Source organism: Rhodobium gokarnense, from assembly GCF_025961475.1.
In the GTDB taxonomy this organism is placed as follows: Bacteria; Pseudomonadota; Alphaproteobacteria; order Rhizobiales; family Rhodobiaceae; genus Rhodobium; species Rhodobium gokarnense.
This window is the reverse complement of the sequence record NZ_JAOQNS010000012.1, coordinates 190,009-210,968: the sequence shown is the minus strand read 5'-3', so window position 1 is coordinate 210,968 and position 20,960 is coordinate 190,009. Positions and strand designations below refer to the sequence as shown.

Sequence of the window (20,960 nt, the reverse complement as noted above, 5' to 3'; positions counted from 1 at the left end):
CGAGGGGCGCCAGGTCGCTGACCTGTGTGCGGCCGCAATCGACCGTTTGGAGGTTTTGGAGGCCGGCGAGGGGCGCCAGGTCGCTGACCTGTGTGTTGCTGCAATCGATCTCTTGGAGGTTTTGGAGGCCGGCGAGGGGCGCCAGGTCGCTGACCTGAGTGCGGCTGCAATCGACCGTTTGGAGGTTTTGGAGGCCGGCGAGGGGCGCCAGGTCGCTGACCTGTGTGCCGCTGCAATCGACCGTTTGGAGGTTTTGGAGGCCGGCGAGGGGCGCCAGGTCGCTGACCTGTGTGCCGCTGCAATTGATCGCTTCGAGCTGCGCCAGTGCGATCGGTATTGCGTCGGGCAACGCGCGTAACGCGTTGCAGCTTTTTTTGTCTTCTTCGTAAAGCGCAAAATACGGTTTTCTGCGGGCTGCCTCCGACAAGCCAAGGTAAAGACGTTTCACCCAACAGAGCTGCTGAAGGGCTTCCAAGAGCGCGTCTGGAAGAGACTCGAGCGCAAGACCGCCGAGATCCAGTTCTTCTGCGTGTTCGTCGCGGCAAAGCGCGATACGTCGCAGCGCTTCCTCCAGGCCCCCCTGTTCCGCTTCCCCCAGCGCCATTGCGCCCCTTTCATCTGCCGGGACCTGCCCGAACGACAACCACAGCCTTTATCGCCGACCGACACCTTAAACTGACGGTAGCTGTCTGCGTCAAGCGAGGGGAAGTCGGCTTCGGCCGTCTCAGTATGACCTGCCGCGCGGCCGATCCGCGCGGCGCGACCGGTACCCCGCCCCTGGCGGGACAGTGCTCCACCGGCAAACGCCGCTAGACGGTCGAGGCGGTCTGCCGGCTGAACAGCACCCGCATGGCCAGCCCCGCGAACACCCCGGCGACGATGCGCCGCTGCCAGCGCAGGACGCTCGGGTTATGCGCCAGCCAGGCCGAGGTCTTGCCGGCGAACAGGCACAGGGTGGAGATCACGGTGAAGTTCATCGCGTTGATGATCGCGATCAGGAGGAGGCTCTGAACGAAGACGCTGCCCCTGGCCGGATCAAGGAACTGCGGGAAGAGCACGATATAGAAGAACACCGCTTTCGGGCTCAAAAGGGCGTTGAGCGCCCCTTCCACGATGAAGCGAAGGCCGCTCTTGCCCGGTCGGGCGATGGTGCCGGGGCATTCCGCCGGCAGTCCGCCGGTTTCATGAAGCGATTTCCACGCCAGCCAGAGCAGATAGCCGGCGCCGACGACGCGCAGCACGTCATAGGCGATCGGGAAATACTGGAACAGCTTGGAAAGCCCCAGCCCGGCGGCGCCGGCATGGACGACGAGGCCGATGCAAACGCCGACGGCGCTCATCACCCCGGCGGACGGGCCGCCGATGATCGCCTTTGAGACGCAGAAAATCATGTTCGGTCCGGGCGTGAAGACGAACACTGCCACAGTGGCGATGAACAGGGTGAGGGTGACCGGATCGAGCATCGGCGTTTTCTGCTTCTCGGGAAAAGGACCCTTGGTGCAATCTCTCGGGCGTCGCGGCGGGCGGGCGACATCAGCTTCCGGCTTCTAGCAAACGGAGCGCAGCCTGGTAAGGGGGAGGGCGCGCCTTGAGCGATGCGCGCTCGAACCGATGTCGACGCGCCGCATCACCGGTAGCGCACGCCCTGCCGATCCAGCTCCTTCTGCACCGCCCCGATATCGACGGCATCGAGCTCGCAGCCGGCCTTGATCGACAGCGCGGCGGCAATGCCCGCGCCCTGGCCGGTGACGGCGCAGGCGGCCATGTTGCGGGTCGCGGCGTGGGCGATCCGGTCGCCGCCGATGGCGCGGCCGGCAACGAGCAGCCCGCGCACGGTCTTCGGCAGGAGGGACCGATAGGGGATGTGCAGGTAGCGCCCGGTGGTCGGCAGGACGAGGAGGCCGTAGCCGTCGATGAATTCCGGATAGATGCCGATGGAATCCTCGAACCGGCCCTCGTTGCGCGTGTCGTCCTCGGTGAGGTTGTAGACCGCATCGATCTTGCGGGTGTCCCGGATGCCGAGCGTCATGCCGAAATTGCGCAGCCGCGCGCCCGCGCAGCCCGGCGTGAAGCGGCGCAGCGCGTCGATCGCCAGCATCGCCTGGCGTCGCCCCTCGATCTCGAAGCGCGTCAGGTCGTCCGGGTCGGTGCCGTCGCAGCCGGCCATGTGGAGGAGGTTCATATAGGTGAGTTCGCCGCTGTCGTGGATCGCGCCCCAAGTGCCGGCGATGGTCGTCAGGTCCGGCGGGATCAGCCCGGCGTCGATCGCTTGGCGGAACGGCTTTTTCAGGAACGGCGAGAACATCTCGTCCTCCTTGCCGGAGGTCTCCATGTCCCACTCACCGCCGCCGCGCCAGTCGGCATAGCGCTGCGGGTCGGCTGCGACGCCGGCAAGGAAGGCGGCCTTGTCGACGCCGGCAAGATGGAACATCACCGAGGCGGCCAGCATCTCCTCCTTGGGCGTCATATGCGTCGGCGCACCGGCCCGCGCGGCGATGTCGGCATCGCCCGTCGCATCGATCACCCGGCGGGCGCGGATCGCCTCCCGCCCGGCCTTCGATTCCACGATAATGCCGGCGATACGATCGCCCTCCAGGATCGGCGCGACGAACATCCGGTGCAGCATCGGGTGGATGCCGGCCTCCTCGACCAGCACGTCCGCCACCCGCTTGAACCCCTCCGCGTCGATCTCGAAGGAATCCGACTGGGACTCCGGCACGGCCGCGCCCATCTCAAAGGCCCGCGTCTCGAACTCCCGCCCGATCCCGTTCGCCTCAACGGTCGCCTCGTGCCGATACCAGCCGATGCCCTCAACCCCGACGACGGTCAGATTCCCCCCGAAACACCCGAACCGCTCCACCAGCGTCACTCCAACCCCCGCCCGCGCCGCGGCCAGCGCCGCCGCAAGCCCGCCGGGGCCGGAGCCGACGACGAGGACGTCCGTTTCGTGGATGACGTCGATGTGGCGTTCGGGTTCTAGGATGGTGTTGGGGGGGGTGTTTTTGGAGTGTGCGGTCACAGAGTTCTCCCCAGCGCAAAGGCCGAGCTGTGGCGTGTTCGCTTAGTCGGGTCAAGGGGAGGGGAGGCGGAGGCCGTACCAATCGACAATCGAAGGCATCAGGCGTTTATTTGCGATTGCGGCCGCTAACAGTGTGTCCCAGTTGATTACCACAAATCTAATCGATAAATTGTTCTTATTCGTCTTCGCCGACAGCGTTTCAAAGAATTATTGGATTCAAGTTGGTTGCAAGACAAAAGGCGATTTGGGCATATGACAACAAATTGTCGATGAGGTATTTCCATGGCTGCCGAATCCAATGATGAAACTGAGGCGGAAATGCAATGGCGTCTAAACGTTTTAAAGCTGATGGCAGAAGAGGGGAAAATTCACATTTCTGAACATCTTTGGCAAGAGACCAAAGAAAGCTTGGAAAAAATCAGATATCGCCCCAATGGAACCATCGATTTAGATACCGTCGACGGACGAATTCGTTCGATGGCGCTTATGGCAGCGCATGTTCATGAAAGGGAGCAAGCCAAGCAAGCGATATCTTTATTTGATATTTCTTCCTATTATTTTGAAACTATTGAAAAAAATTTAGGATTTTTGAAAAAAGAAGCTGATGATCGTGGGTTGAATGCTTATGAATTTGCAAGCTTAGCGATTCGCAGTCAAGAATTTGTCGATGATGTTTCAGATAATGCGCCAAGGATAATAGAGTTTCTGGAGAGTTTCTGGAAAGACGTAGCTGATTCAGCGTACTACCACCTCCAAGACCTTCGGGGAACAAAAGGTGTTTTTGGGGGCGATTTATTCCCTAGTCATAAACATAATATATCGAGTAGTCTAAGTTTATATATCGATACGATTGTTCTTTCAGACCCGTTTTTACACAGCCGCCCTATTTTTCAGCACGCCGAGCCTGCAAATAAGGCATTCTTATTAGTGAAGCATGCGCTCAATGTGCTTCAGTATAAGAATCTTGCGGAAGCTGACGTCGGTGTCCCCATCGTAACGCTGGTTCCATTTAAGTCCACTATTGATGCGGATGAGAATGAATTTTTACAAAGCGTTGCTGCCGCCGACGCTCTCAAACACGCATCAAGGTTGTTTGGGAGAACTTTCACCGAAGAAACCGAGCTGTGGGAGTTTGTAGAGCCCTTAAATACGCCGGATCAAGTCGTTAGTTCGCTCGTGGAGCCCAGCCGGCTTCTCTTTGATACCGAATGGACCGAAGACTTGGAGAGCCAAATCAGGCGGTCTATCGAGACTGACTGGTCGGGCACGTTTGGAAGTGCCTTAGATGCCGGTGCGATGGTCGCGATCCAGTGTTTTGGAAGAATGGGTCAGGCTACCGATTTGCTTTTCAAGAGCAGATATCTTGGTGGCGTACCAATTGTTGATGCTCCGACGTCGTGGGAATACTTCAATTGGAAACTGGAATACAATTCTGCCGTAGAGCCAGAAAGTGATGTTCATCTACACATGGTCAAGGGCCTGCAACATGCGTCGACTTCGGACGAAAAGTGGCTTGGCAACATTCCTCCTGAGGCGATAATTGAGATGCGTCGGAGTGGTGCATTTCAAGAAATCCGGTCGGTTCTTTCTCAAGGCGTAGATGAGCTTTCTCAAGCCAATCCGAATAATTTTTTTAGGGCAAGCGATCAGATTGTTGAGAATATTAGAGATGCATTTGAAAAGCACACAAAAGAAGTACAGTCGCTTCGGCGTAAAACGGTAAAGTTCGCGGGACACGATATTGGGACAATGCTCGTCGCAGGTGCTATTGACATTGCGTCGATTGTCACTGGCACGCCGACGTTCGGCGCTGCCAGCTTCTGCGTCAATCAATTCATCGATGTGCCGAAGTTACGCCAGATTCCAGCCCGTTTCAGAGAGTTGAAGGGTGCGCACAAAGAATTAAAAAAATCACCTATAGGCTTATTGTTTAGACATAGGTCGGGTTAGATCAAAGTGCGAGGCCAACATAGTCGGGGTTTTATTTAACGAACGATCGCCACTATGTCCTATTTCTTTCCTACCCCCACATCCCGCGCATCCTCCCCTTCAAATCCACCCGCACCGCCCCTCGCGGCGCCGTCTCCCCCGCCGTCTCCGCCCTCGGCCAGGCCCCCTGCTCGAACCGCCCCAGAATCCCCTCCGGGATGAACCGCGTCCTTGACGCATAGACGTGGCGGTCGCCGCGTTGGCCCTGGACGTAGAAGCGTTGGGGGGTGATGAGGGCCAAAGAATCCTTGGCGCGGGTCATGGCCACATAGAGGAGGCGGCGTTCTTCTTCGATGTCGTCGCGCTCGCCGACGGCAAGGTCCGAGGGGATGCAGCCGTCGACGGCGTTGAGGACGAAGACGTTGGACCATTCCTGGCCCTTGGCCGAATGGATCGTGGAAAGGATCAAAAAATCCTCGTCGAGGAGCGGCGGGCCGGCCTCGTCGCTGGTGGCCGACGGCGGATCGAGGGTGAGGTCGGTGAGGAAGCGCTCGCGCGAGGGATAGTTGCCGGCGATCTGTTCGAGCTGGGAAAGGTCCGCCCGGCGCATCCGCGCGTCCTCGTGGAGGCGCTCCAGATGCGGCTCGTACCACAGGCGCACGGCTTCCAGGTCCGCCGGCCAGCCGGGTTTTGCGCGCAAGCGTGAGAAGAGCTCGGCAAAGGCCGGCCAGTCGGCCTGCGCCCTCTTCGGCGGGCGAAAGAGCTGCAGGCCGAGGGCGGGGTCCTCGAGCTGGCCCATGGCCTCCAGCGCGGCGCCGGCGCTCGTCGGGCCGATGCCGGGAAGGAGCTGGAAGGCGCGGAACGCGGCGACCCGGTCGCGCGGGTTTTCTGCGAGGCGCAGGACCGCGAGCACGTCCTTGACATGGGCGGCATCGAGGAATTTGAGGCCGCCGAACTTCACGAACGGGATGTTGCGTCTTGTCAGCTCGATCTCCAGCGCGCCGGAATGGTGCGAGGCGCGAAAGAGCACGGCCTGGTGCTTCAGGGCGGTGCCTTCCTCGTGCGCCGCAAGCACGCTCTCGCAGACGAAATCGGCCTGGCCCGCGTCGTCCTTGACCGTGACGATGCGCGGCTTGGCGAGAGAGGTCCGGCTCGACCAGAGGTTCTTGGTGAAGCGCTCCGGGGCCTCGGCGATGACGGCGTTGGCGGCCTCCAGGATCGCGTCGGTCGAGCGATAATTACGGTCGAGCGTGACGATGTCCGCGCGCGGCGAAAAGAGGTCAGGAAAATCGAGGATGTTGCGCACTTCCGCGGCCCGGAACCCGTAGATCGACTGGGCGTCGTCGCCGACGACGGTGACGCCCCGCCCGTCCGGCTTCAGCCGGGTCAGGATCCGCGCCTGCAAGCGGTTGGTGTCCTGGTATTCGTCGACCAGCACATGGTCGAAGCGCCCGCCGATTTCTTCCGCCAGCGCCGGCTCCGCGCACATCTCGCCCCACCACAGCAAGAGGTCGTCATAGTCCAGCACGTTCTCCGCCTGCTTGGCCGCCACATAGGCGCCGAAGAGGGCTTTCAGCTCCTCCGCAAAGCCCGCGCACCAGGGAAAGTGCTTGTCGAGCACGGCTTGCAGCTCGGCCTCGGCGTTCACCGTGCGCGAATAGATCTGCAGGCAGGTGTTTTTTTTCGGAAACCGGGTCGCGGATTGGGAAAGGCCGAGCTCGTGGCGGACGAGGTTCATCAGGTCCGCCGAATCCTCCCGGTCGTGGATCGAAAAGTTGGGGTCGAGGCCGACCGCAGGGGCGTATTCGCGCAGGAGCCGGGCGCCGATCGAATGGAAGGTGCCGGCGAAGGTGAGGCCCTCGGTGAGGACGGTTGCCTTCGGTCCCATGACCTCGCCGGCGATGCGCTCCACCCGGCGCGTCATTTCCGCCGCCGCGCGGCGCGAGAAAGTCATCAGCAGGATGCGGCGCGGATCGGCGCCGGCAACGATGAGGTTCGCGACCCGGTGGGCGAGTGTGTTGGTCTTGCCGGTGCCGGCGCCGGCGATGATCAGCAGGGGCCCGGCGATTTTTCCCCCACCATGCTCCACGGCCTGGCGCTGTTCGGCGTTGAGGCCGGCGAGGGGATCGGCGGGCGAATCGGTCGGGGCATCCATGGCCTCACGAAACGTTGTTTTGGTTTTGTTCGCAAGGGTGGGAACCGGTTGACCGATTTCAGTGAAAGGGGCCGGGGAGGGGACTAGCGTTCCGGCTGTCCCAACCAAGACCGTGTCCCGTTCGCGAAGGAATTCGCCATGTCGTCCCCTATTGCCCGTCGCCTCTGGCCGGCGCTTCTCCTCGCCCTCCTCGTCGGCGCCTGCGACCGGGAGCCGCCGAAGCACTGGATGACGGACACCAAGGTGCCGTTCGTCGACTACGGCCTCTTCTGGATGGACAACGACCGGCTGCTGTTCCAGCGCATGGAGTACGACGCCAAGCGGGCCGACAAGGACAACCCCTGGGCTGCCTTCACCTTTCCGCTGACCGTCTGGTCGGACAGCGGCGAGAAGACTCTGGCGACAAGCGACCTCACCAAGCCCTGCTATGCGGGCGGCATGATTTCTTATCGGGTCGAGCCGGACGGCGAAGAGGGAACGTTCTTCTTCGGCAAGCCGGGAGCGATGGCCGAGACGCCGCTTTCGGCAGAAGAGGAGGGGCAGGTCTTCAACCCCTTCACCTGCGGCTTTGAAAAAAGGCCGGAAGGCCTCGACGAGCACATCCTGGTGCCCCTGAGACCCGGCGACGGCATCGTTAACCTGGGGCGCCGGCGCACGGCCGATCCGGGCCGGCTGATGACGCCGGACGGGCAGGCGATCCCCCTGCCGTTCAGCCAGGGCAACGTGAAGCCGGAGGGCATTTCCGTCGACGGCGATAGTTATCTCGTGTTCGCCCGCACCAAACGCGGCGCGGAGTGCCGCCATGTCTGGCGGCTTGTGCCGGGCAAGGGCGCGGTGGAAGAAATATGCCTGCCGGAAATGAAGTCCTCGCGCGTGGTGAAGACCGCGCTCGGCTGGGCCCTCGACAAGCGCGAATACGACCGCGACGGCGGCATCGGCGATTCCGGCATTTTTCTGGTCCCGCCGGGTGGCGACCCCATAAAACTCGCCGCCGGCTTCACCGAAAACCTCGCCGTCTCCCCCAACGGCTGCCGCCTCGCCTTCGGCCAGGCCAAAGACCTCAACACCTCGTGCATGGACGGCACCTACAAGCAGAAGACGGTGAAGGTGATCGATCTGTGTGGGTTGAAGGGGGAGATTTTGGCGGGGGAGTGAGGGGTTGAGTTCTACTCTGCGGGCGTATATTAGCCGGTGTTCAACGCTCGGCGTCATGCTTGGCAGCTAGAGAGCAAATGCCAAAAGACTGAAGTCCGGTGAGTAACAGACCCGTTCTGAGCAATCCCGTCGGCCGGCGCCTAATCTGCGGCGGCTTCTTCTTCCGCATCAAGCGCAGAGATGCGTTCTTTGACTTCATCGCTTAGATAATCCGCATTGATCGTGCGAAGGTATCGCAGCGCTTCCTCGTCGTTCGCCTGATATTCAAGGCGCCGCTTGTAGAAGGTAAGCCGACCTTCCGCCTCTTGGATGATCTCGCCCCAAGTCCTCGCCCAAACCCTGATCTTGATCGGATCGTCCAATTCGAGCACCAAACCGTGAGGCTTGCCGGCCTGACGTGCCTCAAGCTCGGCGTCTTTCGTGAAGCGATTGGCAACAGCGACGAAATCCCATTCGACGTTCGAATGGTGGAATCGATCATCGAAGGCCACCGCTTTCGCGTATTTCTTAACCTGGTTGATTACCTCCTCGTTGAGCCTTTGGCTCGGTCTTTTCAATTCGACTACAAGGTGCTTGCGCTCGTCATCCGTGGGTGTAGGCACTCGGCAGGAGAGCATCAGGTCGACGATCGCCGCCTTTCCGTTCACATCCAGTACGGGGGCGTTGGGCGCAAGGTGCTCCCGCTGAGTACCTTCATCACTGTCGCTACCTAGGAGTTCGATATGGCTGCGAAGAACGGCCGATAAATCCTCGTCGTCATTCATCAAGTTGAATTGCTCACCAAAAATCCAAGTTTCCTGCGCGATTACGCGGTGAAGCTGTGAGCGTTCTAGCAATTGGCGTTTTGAGTTCGCCTCGAATATCAAAATTTGCAGTGCTCGCAGAAATTCTAACCGGTCGGTTACAGCCTTCGCTGCATTAATGACGGCCGTCAGTGAGGTCTTCCGTAGGAGATCGGCCAACTCTTCCTGCTTGCCTTTTGGCAGGTCAACGACTTTTTCCAAAATGGATGGTAAGGCGCCGGGCCCGGTCTCTATGGCTGCCTTGACGAGTTGGAGGATAAGTTTTTGCTGTTTGGACGGGGTCTTCTCGAACTCGGGGCTGTAATCGGCCAAATTCAGGGCGACGACATCGAAAATCTGCCTTTCATTGACTTCGATTAGATCAGAGGCTTTGCCTTCATAAGGGTAGATTTTAGAGTCTTTCCACTCTTGAATCTTACTGCGCGAGCGCTCTGCTTCCCGTTCGCGAAAGTGCTCCCTCAACTTCACCTTGGAGGCTTCAACGAGAGCCATCGACGGTGGATCAAGCTCAACTAATCCTTCAGTGTTGTCGTCTGCAAGATGCTGAAACTGGTCGGCGGTCAGATAGGCTGTGAAGTCGAATCCGCGCGCGTGGATGCCCGGTGCCATCGAATGGAAACTAAAACGGCCTGGTAGGCAAAGCATCAGTTTTCGTTCGACCCTTTTCTGCCACTCGATAATATCCAGAGTCGCCTTGTATTCATGGCCGTCTTCACTAAAGGTCGTGACGTCGTAATGCGTCACGTCTTTGATGGCTTCGGCAGTCTCAATCTGCTCGCCATCATAGATAATCCGAAAATTGGGGTCTTCATATAGTTTCAGGGCGAATACGTCGCGCAGATGCTCAGTAAAACCATCTTTGGCCCAAATCTCAAAATCGCGAATTACACTCTCAATCTCGACTGTGCAGCCAGTATTTTGAGTTGAGACGGAATCTGAAATTGAGAAGCGCTTCAAATCGGACTTGTCGCCGCTGATGGAGAATTTCTTTCCTGCGTGGCGCGAAACCCACGTCACGCGCTCTCCGAGAGCAAAAGCCTTGAAGCGGCCTTGACCCTTTTCGCCGTGGATCCATCGGCCACGATCAGTCTTAACTGCGAGCTTTTTCCAAGAACCGCCGAGAGATTGGAACAACGTATTCACTTCATCACTCGGAATGCCCGTGCCGTTGTCGACAATACGGATCAAGCCAAGTTTTGTTAGTTGACCTCCTTCAAGTTCAACTCTTACTTCTTGTGCATCAGCGTCATAAGCATTCCAAATCAGTTCTGAAATAGCCGCAATCGGCTTTGCGGTAGTAAGCCGCTGAATATGATCGTTTTCAACTTTCACTTCAATTTGCTGCACGGGAAGAGCCTCAGTGAGCGTTGAATTCACCAACTATTCTTATGTGTAGTAAACATTTTTAGGTCGACGGGTACCGAGTCAATAGAAACTCGTCCTCACCCCTTCTCCGCATTCTCCAGCCGGGCAATCAGGCTCGACGTATCCCAGCGCTTCCCGCCCATGGCTTGCACCTCAGCGTAGAACTGATCGACGAGGGCCGCCACTGGCAGTCTTGCACCGTTGTTGCGGGCTTCCGAGAGGCAGATTGAAAGGTCCTTGCGCATCCAGTCGACGGCGAAGCCGTAGTCGAACTTGCCGTCCAGCATGGTCTTCCAGCGGTTTTCCATCTGCCAGGACTGGGCCGCGCCCTTGGAGATGACGTCGATGACGGCGGCGACGTCGAGGCCGGCGGTCTTGGCGAAGTGGATGCCTTCCGAGAGCCCCTGGACGAGGCCGGCGATGCAGATCTGGTTGACCATCTTGGTGAGCTGGCCGCTACCGGCCGGGCCCATCAGGCCGACCATCTTGGCGTAGCAGTCGATCACCGGCCTGGCCTTGTCGAAAACGGCCTGGTCGCCGCCGACCATGACGGTGAGGGCGCCGTTCTCCGCGCCGGCCTGGCCGCCGGAGACGGGCGCATCGAGCGAGGCAAAGCCGCGCTCGCGGGCCACGGCGTCGAGCTCGCGGGCGATCTCCGCGCTCGCCGTCGTGTTGTCGATGAAGATCGCGCCGTCCTTCATGGCGGAAAAGGCGCCGTCCGGCCCGAGCGTCACCTGGCGGATGTCGTCGTCATTGCCGACGCAGGCAAAGACGAAGTCGCAGCCCTTGGCGGCCGCGGCTGGCGTCGGCGCATGGGCGCCGCCATGCTCGGCCACCCATTTTTCGGCCTTTTCGCTGGTGCGGTTGTAGACGGTGACGTCGTGGCCGCCACGCGCCTTGATGTGGCCCGCCATCGGGTATCCCATGACGCCAAGGCCGATGAATGCAACTTTCGCCATTTTGCCGCTCCGCGCTTCCTGTCGTGGCTGATAGGCGGGTCGGCGGCCGCCGCCCGCAAGGGTTTCTCCCGTTCTAGCCCATCGCGCCGACGCTGTCAGCGGGCGCACGGCGCGGTGTTGCGGCCGGGGGTGGGGTCAGTAGATCGAAAACGGAAAATACTTGGCGTTGATGATCTCGTAGATGCCGTCGGCCCGCATGGCGTCGATCGCTCCGTCGATCTTCTTCTTCAGGTCCTCGTCCTCCTTGCGCAGGCCGACGCCGATGCCCTGGCTGATGGTCATCTCCGGGCCGGCGATCTTGCAGCAGCGGCCGTCGTCGTGCTTGGCGAGCCAGTAGGTCGCCGCCAGCTTGTCGACGAAGACCGCGTCGATCCTGCCGGCTGCAAGGTCGAGGAACGCCTCTTCCTCCGTTGGGTAGGGGCGGACGGTCGTGCTCCAGTAGGTCTCTTCCAGAAAGCTCCGGTGGATCGTCCCTTCCTGCGCGCCGATGATGCGGTGATCGAGGGCGGTCCGGGAAAACACCGTGATCGCAGACGCCTTGGCCAGGACGAAGACGGATGCCGTGCGGTAGTAGCGCTTGGAAAAGGCGATCCGCTTGCGGCGCTCCTCGGTGATCGCCAGCGAGGAGATGATGGTGTCGAAGGCGCCGGCGGTCAGCCCGTCGATGATGTCCGGCCAGTCGCGGACGACGAAGGTGCACTCGGCCTTGAGCTTGGCGCAGATGACCCGCGCCACATCGACATCGAAGCCGCGCAGCTCGCCGAGCGCGTCGAAATAGTTGAACGGCGGATGGGCGCCCTCGATGCCGATCCGCAATGTCTTCCAGTCCTTTGCCGTCGCCGGCAGTGAGGCTGCCAGGACGACAATGGCCGCCAGGGCGGCGCTCAGCAGTCGCATCGTCTGTCCTTTGGCTCTAGCGCCGCCGGCGGGCCGCCGGGGACTCCCGCGATATGCGTTCCGGCCCCAGTATTGCAATTCATGGTTTCAAGTTGCTGAACATCAAATGTCATGGCTAAAGCGTGCGTTCGGCGATGCCGTAGGCGGAAAACGGGACGAACTCGACCACATCGCCCGCTGCGACCGCGGTCGTGTCCTCGGCCAGGAGGATGAGCCCGTCGGCCTCGCGCAGCGAGGAGATCAGCGCCGAACCGTCGCGGGCGAACTTCTTCACCACCATATGGCCGTCGGCGTCGCGGTTGAGGATGCCGCGCAGGAACTCGCGCCGCCCGGGCTTCTTGGCGAAATCGAAGGCGGCGGGAATGCGATAGGGGATCGGCGTCTGGAACCCGGCGCCGCCCATCGCGGACAGCACCGGCATGGCGTAGTTGAGGAAACAGACGAAGGCGGCGACCGGGTTGCCCGGCAGGCCGACGGCGATGCAGTCGCCGATCTGGCCGAAGCTGACCGGCCGTCCCGGCTTGATGGCGAGCTGCCAGAGATGCCGCGAGCCGAGGGCTGCGACCGCATCGGCAAGGTGGTCTTCGCCGCCATGGCTGACGCCGCCGGAAGTGATGAGGACGTCGTGGGAGCTTGCCGCCTCGGCGAGGCGTTCCCGGATGAGGATGGGGTCGTCGGCGAGGACGCCGAGGTCGCTGACGGCGACATTGGCGGCGGCAAGGAGTTCTGAGAGCAGGTAATGGTTGGCGTCGAACACCTGGCCGGGCGCGATCGGATTGCCCGGTCGGACGATTTCGTCGCCGGTGGAGACGAGCGCGGCGCGCAGCCGGCGATAGACCGTTACCTCGGCCTTGCCGGTGGACGCGATGGCGCCGACGTCCTGGGGCCGGAGCCTCAACCCCGGCGTCAGAAGCGCCGACCCGGCGGCAACGTCCTCGCCGGCCCGGCGCCGGTTGGCGCCCTGTTTCAGGCCGGGCGGGACGTTGACGACCGGCGGCTCGCCGTCGTCGATCCGGCAGTCCTCCTGCATGGCGACCGTATCGGCCCCCGGCGGCATCACCGCGCCGGTGAAGATCTGCGCCGCCGTTCCTTGTGCGAGCGGGGCACCTGCCGGATGGCCGGCGGCGATCCGCATGGAGACGGGAAGGCGCCCTTCCGACGCGACATAGTCGGCATGGCTGAAGGCGTAACCGTCGACCGCCGTGTTGTCGGCGAGCGGCACGTCGCGCGGCGCGACGATCTCCTCGGCGAGCACCCGCCCGCCGGCGGCGGCGAGCGGCACGGTCTCGCTGTCGACGACCGGACCGACCTGCGCCTCCAGCAGCGCCAGGGCTTCGCCGTGGGTCAGGCACTCCCGGTCGGTCGCGAAACAGTCGTCCTTGAGCCTGCTATCGGGCAGCCTGTTATTGGGCGGCATCTTTGTCCTCGGGCGCGATCGTGCGCAGCGCGAAGGTCTCGACGATGAAATCGGTGATCTCGGAGATGGAATCGAGGTCAAACACCGGCTTGTCGGTCTCCTCGACCGGGTGGTCCGAGGCGATCGCGATCACCGTGGGGTCGGTCAGCGCCAGCGGATCGTGCTTTCGCGCGTCGCTACGCCGGACCTCGATCTTGGGAAAATCCTCGCGCTTGTAACCTTCCACGACGATGATGTCGCGCGGCGCCATCCGCGGCAGGAAGTCGGCAAGGCCCGGCTCGTCCTCGCCGTCGCGGTTCTCGTGCATCAGCACCCAGCGATAGCCGGAAACGAGCGCCACCTCGACGGCGCCGGCCTCGCGGTGCTTGTAGGAGTCGGTGCCTTCATGGTCGACGTCGAAGGCATGGTGGGCGTGCTTGACGGTGGAGACCGTGTAGCCGCGCCTGGTCAGTTCGGCGACGACGCGCGCCACCAGGGTGGTCTTGCCGGAGTTCTTCCAGCCGGTCACGCCGACCACCGGCGTGTCGCCGGCCCCATAGAGTTTCGTCATGCTGTCAGTCCTTCCAGGACGGCTTCAGCCGTCTCTTTGTCTTCCGGTGCATTGATGTTGAAAAACGGATCGATTTCGATGCCGTCGATGAGAGGACCGGAAAAGCGTACCTCGACTTTCGTATGATGCGCTACCCAATCCTGCACTTTTCGGCTCTTTTCGGCCGTCAGCCAGGCCTGGAGGTCGTCGGCCAGACCGAGCGGCCAGAGCCCGAACACCGGCTGCAGCCGCTCGCCGGAAACGGCAAGGCCGATGAGATTCTCCGCATAGCCGGCAGCGCCGACGAGGCGGGCAACGAGGTCTTTGGGAAAGAACGGCGTATCGCCCGCCGCCGTCACCAGGAAGGAGGCCTTGGGGGCGGCCTCGCGGGCCCACAGCATGCCGGCCAGGATGCCGGCGAGTGGTCCCACAAAACCCTCGACGGGATCGGCGATGACCGGCAGATCAAAGTCCGCGAACCGGGCCGGATCGCCATTGGCGTTAAGCGCCAGCGCGCCGACCTGGGGCGCGAGCCGCTCCACCACATGGGCGAGAATCGGGCGGCCGCCGAGGTCGAGGAGCCCCTTGTCGCCGCCGCCCATGCGCCGGGACTTGCCGCCGGCCAGCACGCAGCCGGCAACGATCGGCGCATAGCGGGCCGGATCGTTGAGGAGGGTCTCGTCGAGGCCGGTGATCGGGCCGCGCGACGGGTCAGGGGAGGGATCGCGGCCGGACGTCATCTGCTCGCCTCCCGCCGCCATCGGCCGGCAGCCCTGTCCCGCGACAGGGAAGCGATTTCGGCCACCACGCTGGACAACATGTGATCGGGCATCATGTGGTTATGAGAAGTCTTCCGCCCTGCGGCAAGTGTGCCCCGCGACAAACGTGAAAATTCGGTATTGCGAACTTCACAATTTGAGCCCGGGGATTTACCCAAGGCAGAAGGCCGGCGCATTGACGCTGCGGGCGCGGGAATTACATTACCGGTTTCGAATATAAGCCGGCGCTGGTGCGGCGGGAAAAAGGGACAAAGGGACGGCAAGAATGAGTGAAGTCACCAAGGAAGTGATTCTGGAACGCTTGCAGAAGGTGCGCGGACCGGACGGCAACAGCGATCTCGTAGAGCTCGGGCTGGTGTCCGACATCTTCGTCTCCGGCGGCCGGGTCGCCTTTTCCATCACGGTCGATGCCGACAAGGCCAACGATCTGGAGCCGATGCGCAAGGCCGCCGAGGAGGTGGTGTCGCGGATTCCGGGCGTCGAGAGCGTCATGGTCGCGCTGACGGCGGAGAGGAAGCCCGGCAGCGGCGGGGCCGCGCCGCAGCAGGCACGCCCGGCAGCGCCCGGTTCCGATCCGGCAAAGCCCGGCGTCGACGGCGTCAAGACGATCATCGCGGTCGCCTCCGGCAAGGGCGGCGTCGGCAAGTCGACGACGGCGATCAACCTCGCCCTCGGCCTGCAGGCGAACGGCCTCAAGGTCGGCGTGCTCGATGCCGACATCTACGGCCCGTCGCTGCCGCGGCTCCTCAAGATCGAGCGCATGCCGGAGCCGCCCGCCGAGGGCAAGCTGAAGGCCTTCGAGGGTTACGGCCTCAAGGTCATGTCCATGGGCTTCCTCGTCGAAGAAGACACGCCGATGATCTGGCGCGGGCCGATGGTGATGTCGGCGCTGACCCAGATGCTGCGCGAGGTCGACTGGGGCGAGCTCGACGTCATGGTCGTCGACATGCCGCCGGGCACGGGCGACGCCCAGCTCACCATGGCCCAGCAGGTGCCGCTCGCCGGCGCCGTCATCGTCTCCACGCCCCAGGACCTGGCCCTGATCGACGCCCGCAAGGGCCTTGCCATGTTCAAGAAGGTGTCCGTGCCGGTGCTCGGCATCATCGAGAACATGAGCTACTTCCTGTGCCCGTCCTGCGGGACGCGGTCCGACATCTTCGGCCATGGCGGCGCCCGGGCGGAGGCCGAAAAGCTCGGCGCGCCGTTCCTCGGCGAGGTGCCGCTGCACATGGAGATCCGCGAGACGTCCGATGCCGGCACGCCGGTCGTCGTCTCCGCGCCGGACGGCCCGCACGCCAGGATCTTCAAGGACATCGCCGCCAAGGTGTGGGAGCAGGTAACGACCCGTGAGGGCCGCCAGCGCGCCGCCCCGAAGATCGTCATGGACTGACGAAAACCGTTCAACGGCAATCATTTGACGACGGCTGCGGAATCCCTTCCGCAGCCGTTTTCTTTTGTCCGGGTTTTGGACCGGGATCAGCCGTTTCCGGAGCCGAAGAGGCAATGCAGCGATGCCGGGCGGCGCCGGGCAAAAACCACTTCCCGTTCAGCAGATTACCGCACGGAACGGAATCGATTTCTTCGCACCTGGATCGTGTTCAACCGATGCGTCAAGCGCCGGAAGGCTCTCTGCAAGAGGTGCAAAAACCGCCAGTAAGACGGATGGTTGTGTCAGTTCATTGACTCAATCGCTGCGATGGAGAAAGCGCGTGGCCATGCCGCAGACAAGGGCAGCCGAGGCGAAGGAGGTCGCCGCAACGGCCAGCGGTAGCGCAATGATCTCGCCGCTCTCCGTCGTGATCAGCGTCGTGATCATGTAGCTGGCGATGGCGCCGCCGCCGATCTGCAGGCTGCCGGCAAGGCCGGAGGCGGCACCCGCCCGGTCCGGCCGGACGCTGACCGCGCCCGACATGGTCGCCGGGATCACCATGCCGTTGGCCATGCCAATGAACAGCATGGGCCCGAACATGGCGATCGGGTGGAAGAAGTTGGCGAGAAATCCGGCAAGCATGACGAGGGCCGCGATGAGGGCGAACACCGTGCCGATGCCGATCAGGCGCCGCGTGCCGATCCGCGAGGCGTAGCGCCCGGAGAACATGTTTCCGGTCATGTAGCCGACGCCGATGAGCGCGAAATAGAACCCGTACTGGCTCGGCGTCAGGTGCATGACGTGCGAGGAGATGAACGGCGCGGCGCCGAGGAAGCCGAAGAAGACGGCCGTCGTCATCATCAGGGTCAGCGAATGGGCCCAGAAGAGCGGATAGCGGGCAAGGATCGCAAAGCCGTCGAACATGCGGCCAAAGCCGCTGGAGCGGCCGCGATTGGCGTTTGTCTCCGACAGGTTGAACCAGGCGGCGATGAGGACGGCGACACCGAGCGCGGCAACGAAGAAGAAGCTGGAGCGCCAGCCGAAGAACTGGTCCAGTACGCCGCCGATGGCGGGCGCAAAGAGCGGCGCGATCGCCATGCCCGCGGTGACGTAGCCGATCATCGAGGCGGCCTTTTCCTGCTCGAACAGGTCGCGGACGATGGAGCGGGCAAGCACGATGCCGGAGCAGCCGCCGGCGGCCTGCAGGATGCGCCCGGCGATCAGCACCTCGACGGAACCGGCCATCGCGCAGATCAGGCTGGAGACGATGAAGAGGGCCATGCCGGCGAGCACCACCGGGCGCCGGCCGAACATGTCGGAGAGCGGGCCGAGGATGAGCTGGGACACCGCCACGGCGCCGAGATAGAGCGACAGGGTGAGCTGTACGACCTCTGCGGACGTGTCGAGCGCGACGATCATCCCCGGCATCGACGGCACGAAGATGTTGAGGGCCAGCGGATTGATCCAGGAGACCGCGATCAGGATGGCGAGCGACGGCGGGCGAATCGAAGTGTCGGCAACGGCGGGCGGCATGGGGGGCTTTCAAAATGAGGGGAGGCAGGCCGCGACGGGGGAAGCTGCGGCACCTTGCCGCTAACATATTCCCCGGCGGCCGCAGAAGGCAACTGCCGTCGACAAGGGTAAGCCGTCGGTGGGGGCAAGCCGTCGATGGGGGTCAGCCGTTGGCGAGCGGCGGGCCTGCCCCCGGCGGGCGCGGAGACGGCGCTGCCTCGGGATCGGTCCGGCGCACGAGCCGCTCCCGGTGGAAGGTGTAGATGCCGGTGGCGATGACGATGGCGGCGCCGACGACCATCGGCAGGTCCGGCACGTCGCCCCAGATCGCATAGCCGAGAATGCCGGCATAAAGCACGATGGCGTAGCGGAACGGCGAGACGAAGCCGATATCGGCAACGCGCATGGCGACGATGATGAAGAAGTAGCCGATGATGATGAAGACCGCCGCGGCAAAGAGGAAGAACACCTCGGCAGCGGTCGGCATCACCCAGGTCTCCAGAGCGCCCATGGCAAGGCCGAGCACGGTGATGGTGAAGGTCGTCATCATGGTGATCGTCAGCGTCGGGATGTCGGCGGAGATCAGCCGGGTGGAGAGATCGCGGATGACGATGAAGACGACCGCGGCGAGCGCCACCAGCGCCCAGGCGTCGAAGCCGGAAAAACCCGGCCGGACGATGAGGAGGATGCCGCAAAAGCCGATGGTCACCGCCGTCCAGCGTCGCCAGCCGACGGCTTCCTTTAGAAAGACGGCCGAGGCCGCGGTGACCGCCAGCGGCGCGATCTGCAGGATCACGGTCGCCTCGGCGATCGGCATGTGAAAGAGCGCGGCAAGGAACAGCACCGTGGCGCCGACCTCGCCGAAGATGCGCGTCGCAAAGGCCGCCGACCGCGGCACCCGCACCCGCCGGTAGAAACCGGTGGCGACGAGGATCGCGACGATCATCGCCGAGGCGAAGATGCCCCTGACGAAGATGATCTCGCCGGTCGGCAGGTGGTCCGACACTGTCTTGGTGAAGGCGTCGTTGACCGTGTAGCCGAGCCCGGAGACCAGCATGGCCAGGGCGCCGGCCATGTTGCGGCCGACGGCTGTCTCTTGAAGGCGGGCAAAGTCGAACACGGCGGTAACGGACCCACGTCGGTTGGCGGGCGATGCGCCGGTTCAACCTTAAAGATCGGGGAAAGCCCGGGAAAGCGCTCCCGCGGCGGCAATCAGCCGCCGGTCACCGACATGTGGCGGATGACGTTGGGCCCGGCGTTCTGCCGGTCGATGACGAAGTCGTGGCCCTCGGGCTTGCGCGAGATCGCATCGTCGATGGCCCGCGAAAGGAGCTCGTCGCCCTCCGAGGCGCGCAACGGCTCGCGCAAATCCGCGCAGTCGTTCTGGCCGAGGCAGAGATAGACCATGCCCGTGCAGGTGACCCGGACCCGGTTGCAGCTTTCGCAGAAATTATGGGTCATCGGCGTGATGAAGCCGAGCCGGCCGCCGGTTTCCGCGACGGAGACATAGCGCGCCGGGCCGCCGGTCGAATAGGCGGATTCGGTGAGCGTCAGGCGCTCCTCGAGCATCGCGCGCACGTCCGACAGCGGCAGGTAGCGGTCGCAGCGGTCGTCGTCGATCTCGCCGAGCGGCATCGTCTCGATCAGCGTCATGTCGTAGCCACGGCCATGGGCAAAGCGCAGCATCGGCTCGATTTCGGCCTCGTTGAAGTCGCGCAGCGCCACCATGTTGAGCTTGATGGCGATGCCGGCGCGGTCCGCCGCCTCAAGGCCGTCCAGCACCTTGGAAAGGTCGCCGCGGCGGGTGATGGAGCGGAACTTGTCCGCATCCAGCGTGTCGAGCGAGACGTTGATGCGCCTGACGCCGCAATCGGCGAGTTCGCCGGCAAAGCGGGCAAGCTGCGAGCCGTTGGTGGTCAGCGTCACCTCGTCGAGGGTACCGGCATCGAGGTGCCGGCCGAGCGAGCGGAACAGCTCCATGATGCCCTTGCGGACCAGCGGCTCGCCGCCGGTGATGCGGATGCGCTTGACGCCCTTGCGGATGAAGGCGCTGCACAGGCGCTCAAGCTCTTCCAGCGTCAGCACCTCGCGCTTCGGCAGGAAGGTCATGTTCTCCGCCATGCAGTAGACGCAGCGGAAATCGCAGCGGTCGGTGACGGAGACCCTCAGATAGGTGACGTCGCGCCCGAACGGGTCGGTCAGCTTTGCGCCGGTGGGGACGAGGTCGGGATCGAAAGGCATTCGATACTCCTGCGGCCGGAGGGGTTTCTTGCGGCGCAGCTTTCGGCGCCGGGGCGGTTTCTCTGTCGACGGCAACGCGGCAGGGCGCGTGCGCCCTGACGATGTGGCGCGGTTGCGCCCCTTTGACCACCCTTCGGCGCACACATATATACGCTCCGGCTTGCCATGCGAAGTCAAAAGCCTATGACCGGTATAACGAATTGAAAAACCGCGGGAGAGCAAAGATCGTGACGACAGATGACCATCCCTGGCCGACGGAAATCCGGCTCAGCAAGGACCGGCGCACCCTGACGGTGGGCTTCGACAGCGGCGAGACCTTCGCCCTTCCGGCCGAGTTCCTGCGCATCGCATCGCCCTCCGCGGAAGTGCAGGGCCACTCGCCCGACCAGCGCAAGACCGTGCCGGGCAAGCGCAACGTGGAGATCCTGTCGCTGGAACAGGTCGGCAACTACGCCGTCAAGATCACCTTCGACGACCTGCACGACACGGGCCTCTACACCTACGACTATCTCTGGGACGTCGGAAACCGCCAGGACGCGCTGTGGCAGCGCTATTTGGGCGAGCTCGAAGCCCAGGGCCTTTCGCGGGAGCCGTAAGCGCGGTGCGTTTGGCCGGGGGCAGACGGCATTCTGGGCCTTGGTATTACGCGGCATGTGGAGTGCTTTGGCTAGCCAAAAACTCAGCCGTCACCCCGGACTTGATCCGGGGCCCATTGCCCCTGTCAGCGCGGTATGCCGGACGTTGGCGGAACGAGGACGTCGCTCTGCGAGAGGCCACAGCACGCCCGATGCGGGCCACTTTGTCGAGCCGGGCATTGGCTCCCGGCTCTCC

17 protein-coding genes are annotated in these 20,960 nt (G+C 62.9%); 4 read left to right on the top strand and 13 right to left on the bottom strand.

Translation table 11 applies throughout. The annotated features are described in order from the left end of the window. From M2319_RS19245 to M2319_RS19235, 3 genes are all read right to left on the bottom strand, one after another. Positions 1 to 604: leucine-rich repeat domain-containing protein (locus M2319_RS19245; protein WP_264603083.1), on the bottom strand; the 604-nt coding region annotated here is incomplete at its 3' end. Between the two features lie 205 nt (positions 605 to 809). After that, the gene (locus M2319_RS19240; protein ID WP_264603082.1) at positions 810 to 1,463 is read right to left on the bottom strand and encodes a LysE family translocator; all 654 of its coding nucleotides are present in this window, start codon (positions 1,461 to 1,463) and stop codon (positions 810 to 812) included. Between the two features lie 164 nt (positions 1,464 to 1,627). Further along, entirely contained in the window at positions 1,628 to 3,019 is a 1,392-nt protein-coding gene (locus tag M2319_RS19235) for an FAD-dependent oxidoreductase (protein WP_264603081.1), read from the bottom strand. 282 nt (positions 3,020 to 3,301) lie between these two features. On the opposite strand from M2319_RS19235, the gene M2319_RS19230 reads away from it, so the two are divergent. Then, entirely contained in the window at positions 3,302 to 4,969 is a 1,668-nt protein-coding gene (locus M2319_RS19230) for an MCP four helix bundle domain-containing protein (RefSeq protein WP_264603080.1), read from the top strand. Positions 4,970 to 5,039: 70 nt separating this feature from the next. On the opposite strand, the gene M2319_RS19225 is transcribed toward M2319_RS19230, so the two are convergent. Next, positions 5,040 to 7,103 (bottom strand): ATP-dependent helicase, encoded by a 2,064-nt coding sequence (locus M2319_RS19225; protein ID WP_264603079.1) that lies wholly within the window; start codon positions 7,101 to 7,103, stop codon positions 5,040 to 5,042. A gap of 138 nt (positions 7,104 to 7,241) precedes the next feature. Between M2319_RS19225 and M2319_RS19220 the strand changes: the two genes are divergently transcribed. Then, positions 7,242 to 8,258 (top strand): hypothetical protein, encoded by a 1,017-nt coding sequence (locus tag M2319_RS19220; protein ID WP_264603078.1) that lies wholly within the window; start codon positions 7,242 to 7,244, stop codon positions 8,256 to 8,258. Between the two features lie 140 nt (positions 8,259 to 8,398). On the opposite strand, the gene M2319_RS19215 is transcribed toward M2319_RS19220, so the two are convergent. The 6 genes from M2319_RS19215 to mobA all read right to left on the bottom strand — a co-directional run bounded on the left by M2319_RS19215 (position 8,399) and on the right by mobA (position 14,968). After that, the gene (locus M2319_RS19215) at positions 8,399 to 10,438 is read right to left on the bottom strand and encodes an ATP-binding protein (RefSeq protein WP_264603077.1); all 2,040 of its coding nucleotides are present in this window, start codon (positions 10,436 to 10,438) and stop codon (positions 8,399 to 8,401) included. A 65-nt stretch (positions 10,439 to 10,503) separates the two neighbouring features. After that, positions 10,504 to 11,493, bottom strand: coding sequence for an NAD(P)-dependent oxidoreductase (locus M2319_RS19210; RefSeq protein ID WP_264603076.1), 990 nt, complete (start codon positions 11,491 to 11,493; stop codon positions 10,504 to 10,506). Between the two features lie 27 nt (positions 11,494 to 11,520). Beyond that, positions 11,521 to 12,282: a transporter substrate-binding domain-containing protein gene (locus tag M2319_RS19205; protein ID WP_264603075.1), complete on the bottom strand. Its 762-nt coding sequence runs from the start codon at positions 12,280 to 12,282 to the stop codon at positions 11,521 to 11,523. 115 nt (positions 12,283 to 12,397) lie between these two features. Continuing rightward, complete coding sequence (locus M2319_RS19200) at positions 12,398 to 13,699, bottom strand: molybdopterin molybdotransferase MoeA (RefSeq protein ID WP_264603074.1); 1,302 nt, start codon at positions 13,697 to 13,699, stop codon at positions 12,398 to 12,400. Next, a complete protein-coding gene (mobB, locus tag M2319_RS19195; RefSeq protein ID WP_264603073.1) occupies positions 13,686 to 14,249 on the bottom strand; it encodes a molybdopterin-guanine dinucleotide biosynthesis protein B in 564 nt (187 codons plus the stop codon). The genes M2319_RS19200 and mobB overlap by 14 nt, the downstream gene beginning before the upstream one ends. Then, on the bottom strand, positions 14,246 to 14,968 hold the full coding sequence (gene mobA / locus M2319_RS19190; RefSeq protein WP_264603072.1) for a molybdenum cofactor guanylyltransferase MobA: 723 nt from the start codon (positions 14,966 to 14,968) through the stop codon (positions 14,246 to 14,248). The genes mobB and mobA overlap by 4 nt, the downstream gene beginning before the upstream one ends. Before the next feature lie 304 nt (positions 14,969 to 15,272). Here mobA and apbC point away from each other — a divergent pair, with 304 nt between their 5' ends. Beyond that, on the top strand, positions 15,273 to 16,397 hold the full coding sequence (apbC, locus tag M2319_RS19185; protein WP_264603071.1) for an iron-sulfur cluster carrier protein ApbC: 1,125 nt from the start codon (positions 15,273 to 15,275) through the stop codon (positions 16,395 to 16,397). Positions 16,398 to 16,691: 294 nt separating this feature from the next. Here the strand turns inward: apbC and M2319_RS19180 are convergent, their stop codons facing one another. From M2319_RS19180 to moaA, 3 genes are all read right to left on the bottom strand, one after another. Beyond that, positions 16,692 to 17,909: a multidrug effflux MFS transporter gene (locus M2319_RS19180; RefSeq protein ID WP_264603070.1), complete on the bottom strand. Its 1,218-nt coding sequence runs from the start codon at positions 17,907 to 17,909 to the stop codon at positions 16,692 to 16,694. A 142-nt stretch (positions 17,910 to 18,051) separates the two neighbouring features. Then, positions 18,052 to 19,008, bottom strand: coding sequence for a DMT family transporter (locus tag M2319_RS23230; RefSeq protein ID WP_264603069.1), 957 nt, complete (start codon positions 19,006 to 19,008; stop codon positions 18,052 to 18,054). Between the two features lie 92 nt (positions 19,009 to 19,100). Then, a complete protein-coding gene (gene moaA / locus M2319_RS19170; protein WP_264603068.1) occupies positions 19,101 to 20,129 on the bottom strand; it encodes a GTP 3',8-cyclase MoaA in 1,029 nt (342 codons plus the stop codon). Positions 20,130 to 20,356: 227 nt separating this feature from the next. Between moaA and M2319_RS19165 the strand changes: the two genes are divergently transcribed. Then, complete coding sequence (locus M2319_RS19165; RefSeq protein ID WP_264603067.1) at positions 20,357 to 20,725, top strand: DUF971 domain-containing protein; 369 nt, start codon at positions 20,357 to 20,359, stop codon at positions 20,723 to 20,725. Positions 20,726 to 20,960 lie beyond the last annotated feature (235 nt).

Excerpts from the sequence above, each read along its gene's own strand:
- M2319_RS19240 (WP_264603082.1), bottom strand. The coding sequence starts at position 1,463 with ATGCTCGATCCGGTCACCCTCACCCTGTTCATCGCCACTGTGGCAGTG.
- M2319_RS19230 (WP_264603080.1), top strand. The coding sequence starts at position 3,302 with ATGGCTGCCGAATCCAATGATGAAACTGAGGCGGAAATGCAATGGCGT.
- M2319_RS19225 (WP_264603079.1), bottom strand. The coding sequence starts at position 7,103 with ATGGATGCCCCGACCGATTCGCCCGCCGATCCCCTCGCCGGCCTCAAC.
- M2319_RS19220 (WP_264603078.1), top strand. The coding sequence starts at position 7,242 with ATGTCGTCCCCTATTGCCCGTCGCCTCTGGCCGGCGCTTCTCCTCGCC.
- M2319_RS19205 (WP_264603075.1), bottom strand. The coding sequence starts at position 12,282 with ATGCGACTGCTGAGCGCCGCCCTGGCGGCCATTGTCGTCCTGGCAGCC.
- M2319_RS19200 (WP_264603074.1), bottom strand. The coding sequence starts at position 13,699 with ATGCCGCCCAATAACAGGCTGCCCGATAGCAGGCTCAAGGACGACTGT.
- mobB (WP_264603073.1), bottom strand. The coding sequence starts at position 14,249 with ATGACGAAACTCTATGGGGCCGGCGACACGCCGGTGGTCGGCGTGACC.
- mobA (WP_264603072.1), bottom strand. The coding sequence starts at position 14,968 with ATGACGTCCGGCCGCGATCCCTCCCCTGACCCGTCGCGCGGCCCGATC.
- apbC (WP_264603071.1), top strand. The coding sequence starts at position 15,273 with ATGAGTGAAGTCACCAAGGAAGTGATTCTGGAACGCTTGCAGAAGGTG.
- M2319_RS19180 (WP_264603070.1), bottom strand. The coding sequence starts at position 17,909 with ATGCCGCCCGCCGTTGCCGACACTTCGATTCGCCCGCCGTCGCTCGCC.
- moaA (WP_264603068.1), bottom strand. The coding sequence starts at position 20,129 with ATGCCTTTCGATCCCGACCTCGTCCCCACCGGCGCAAAGCTGACCGAC.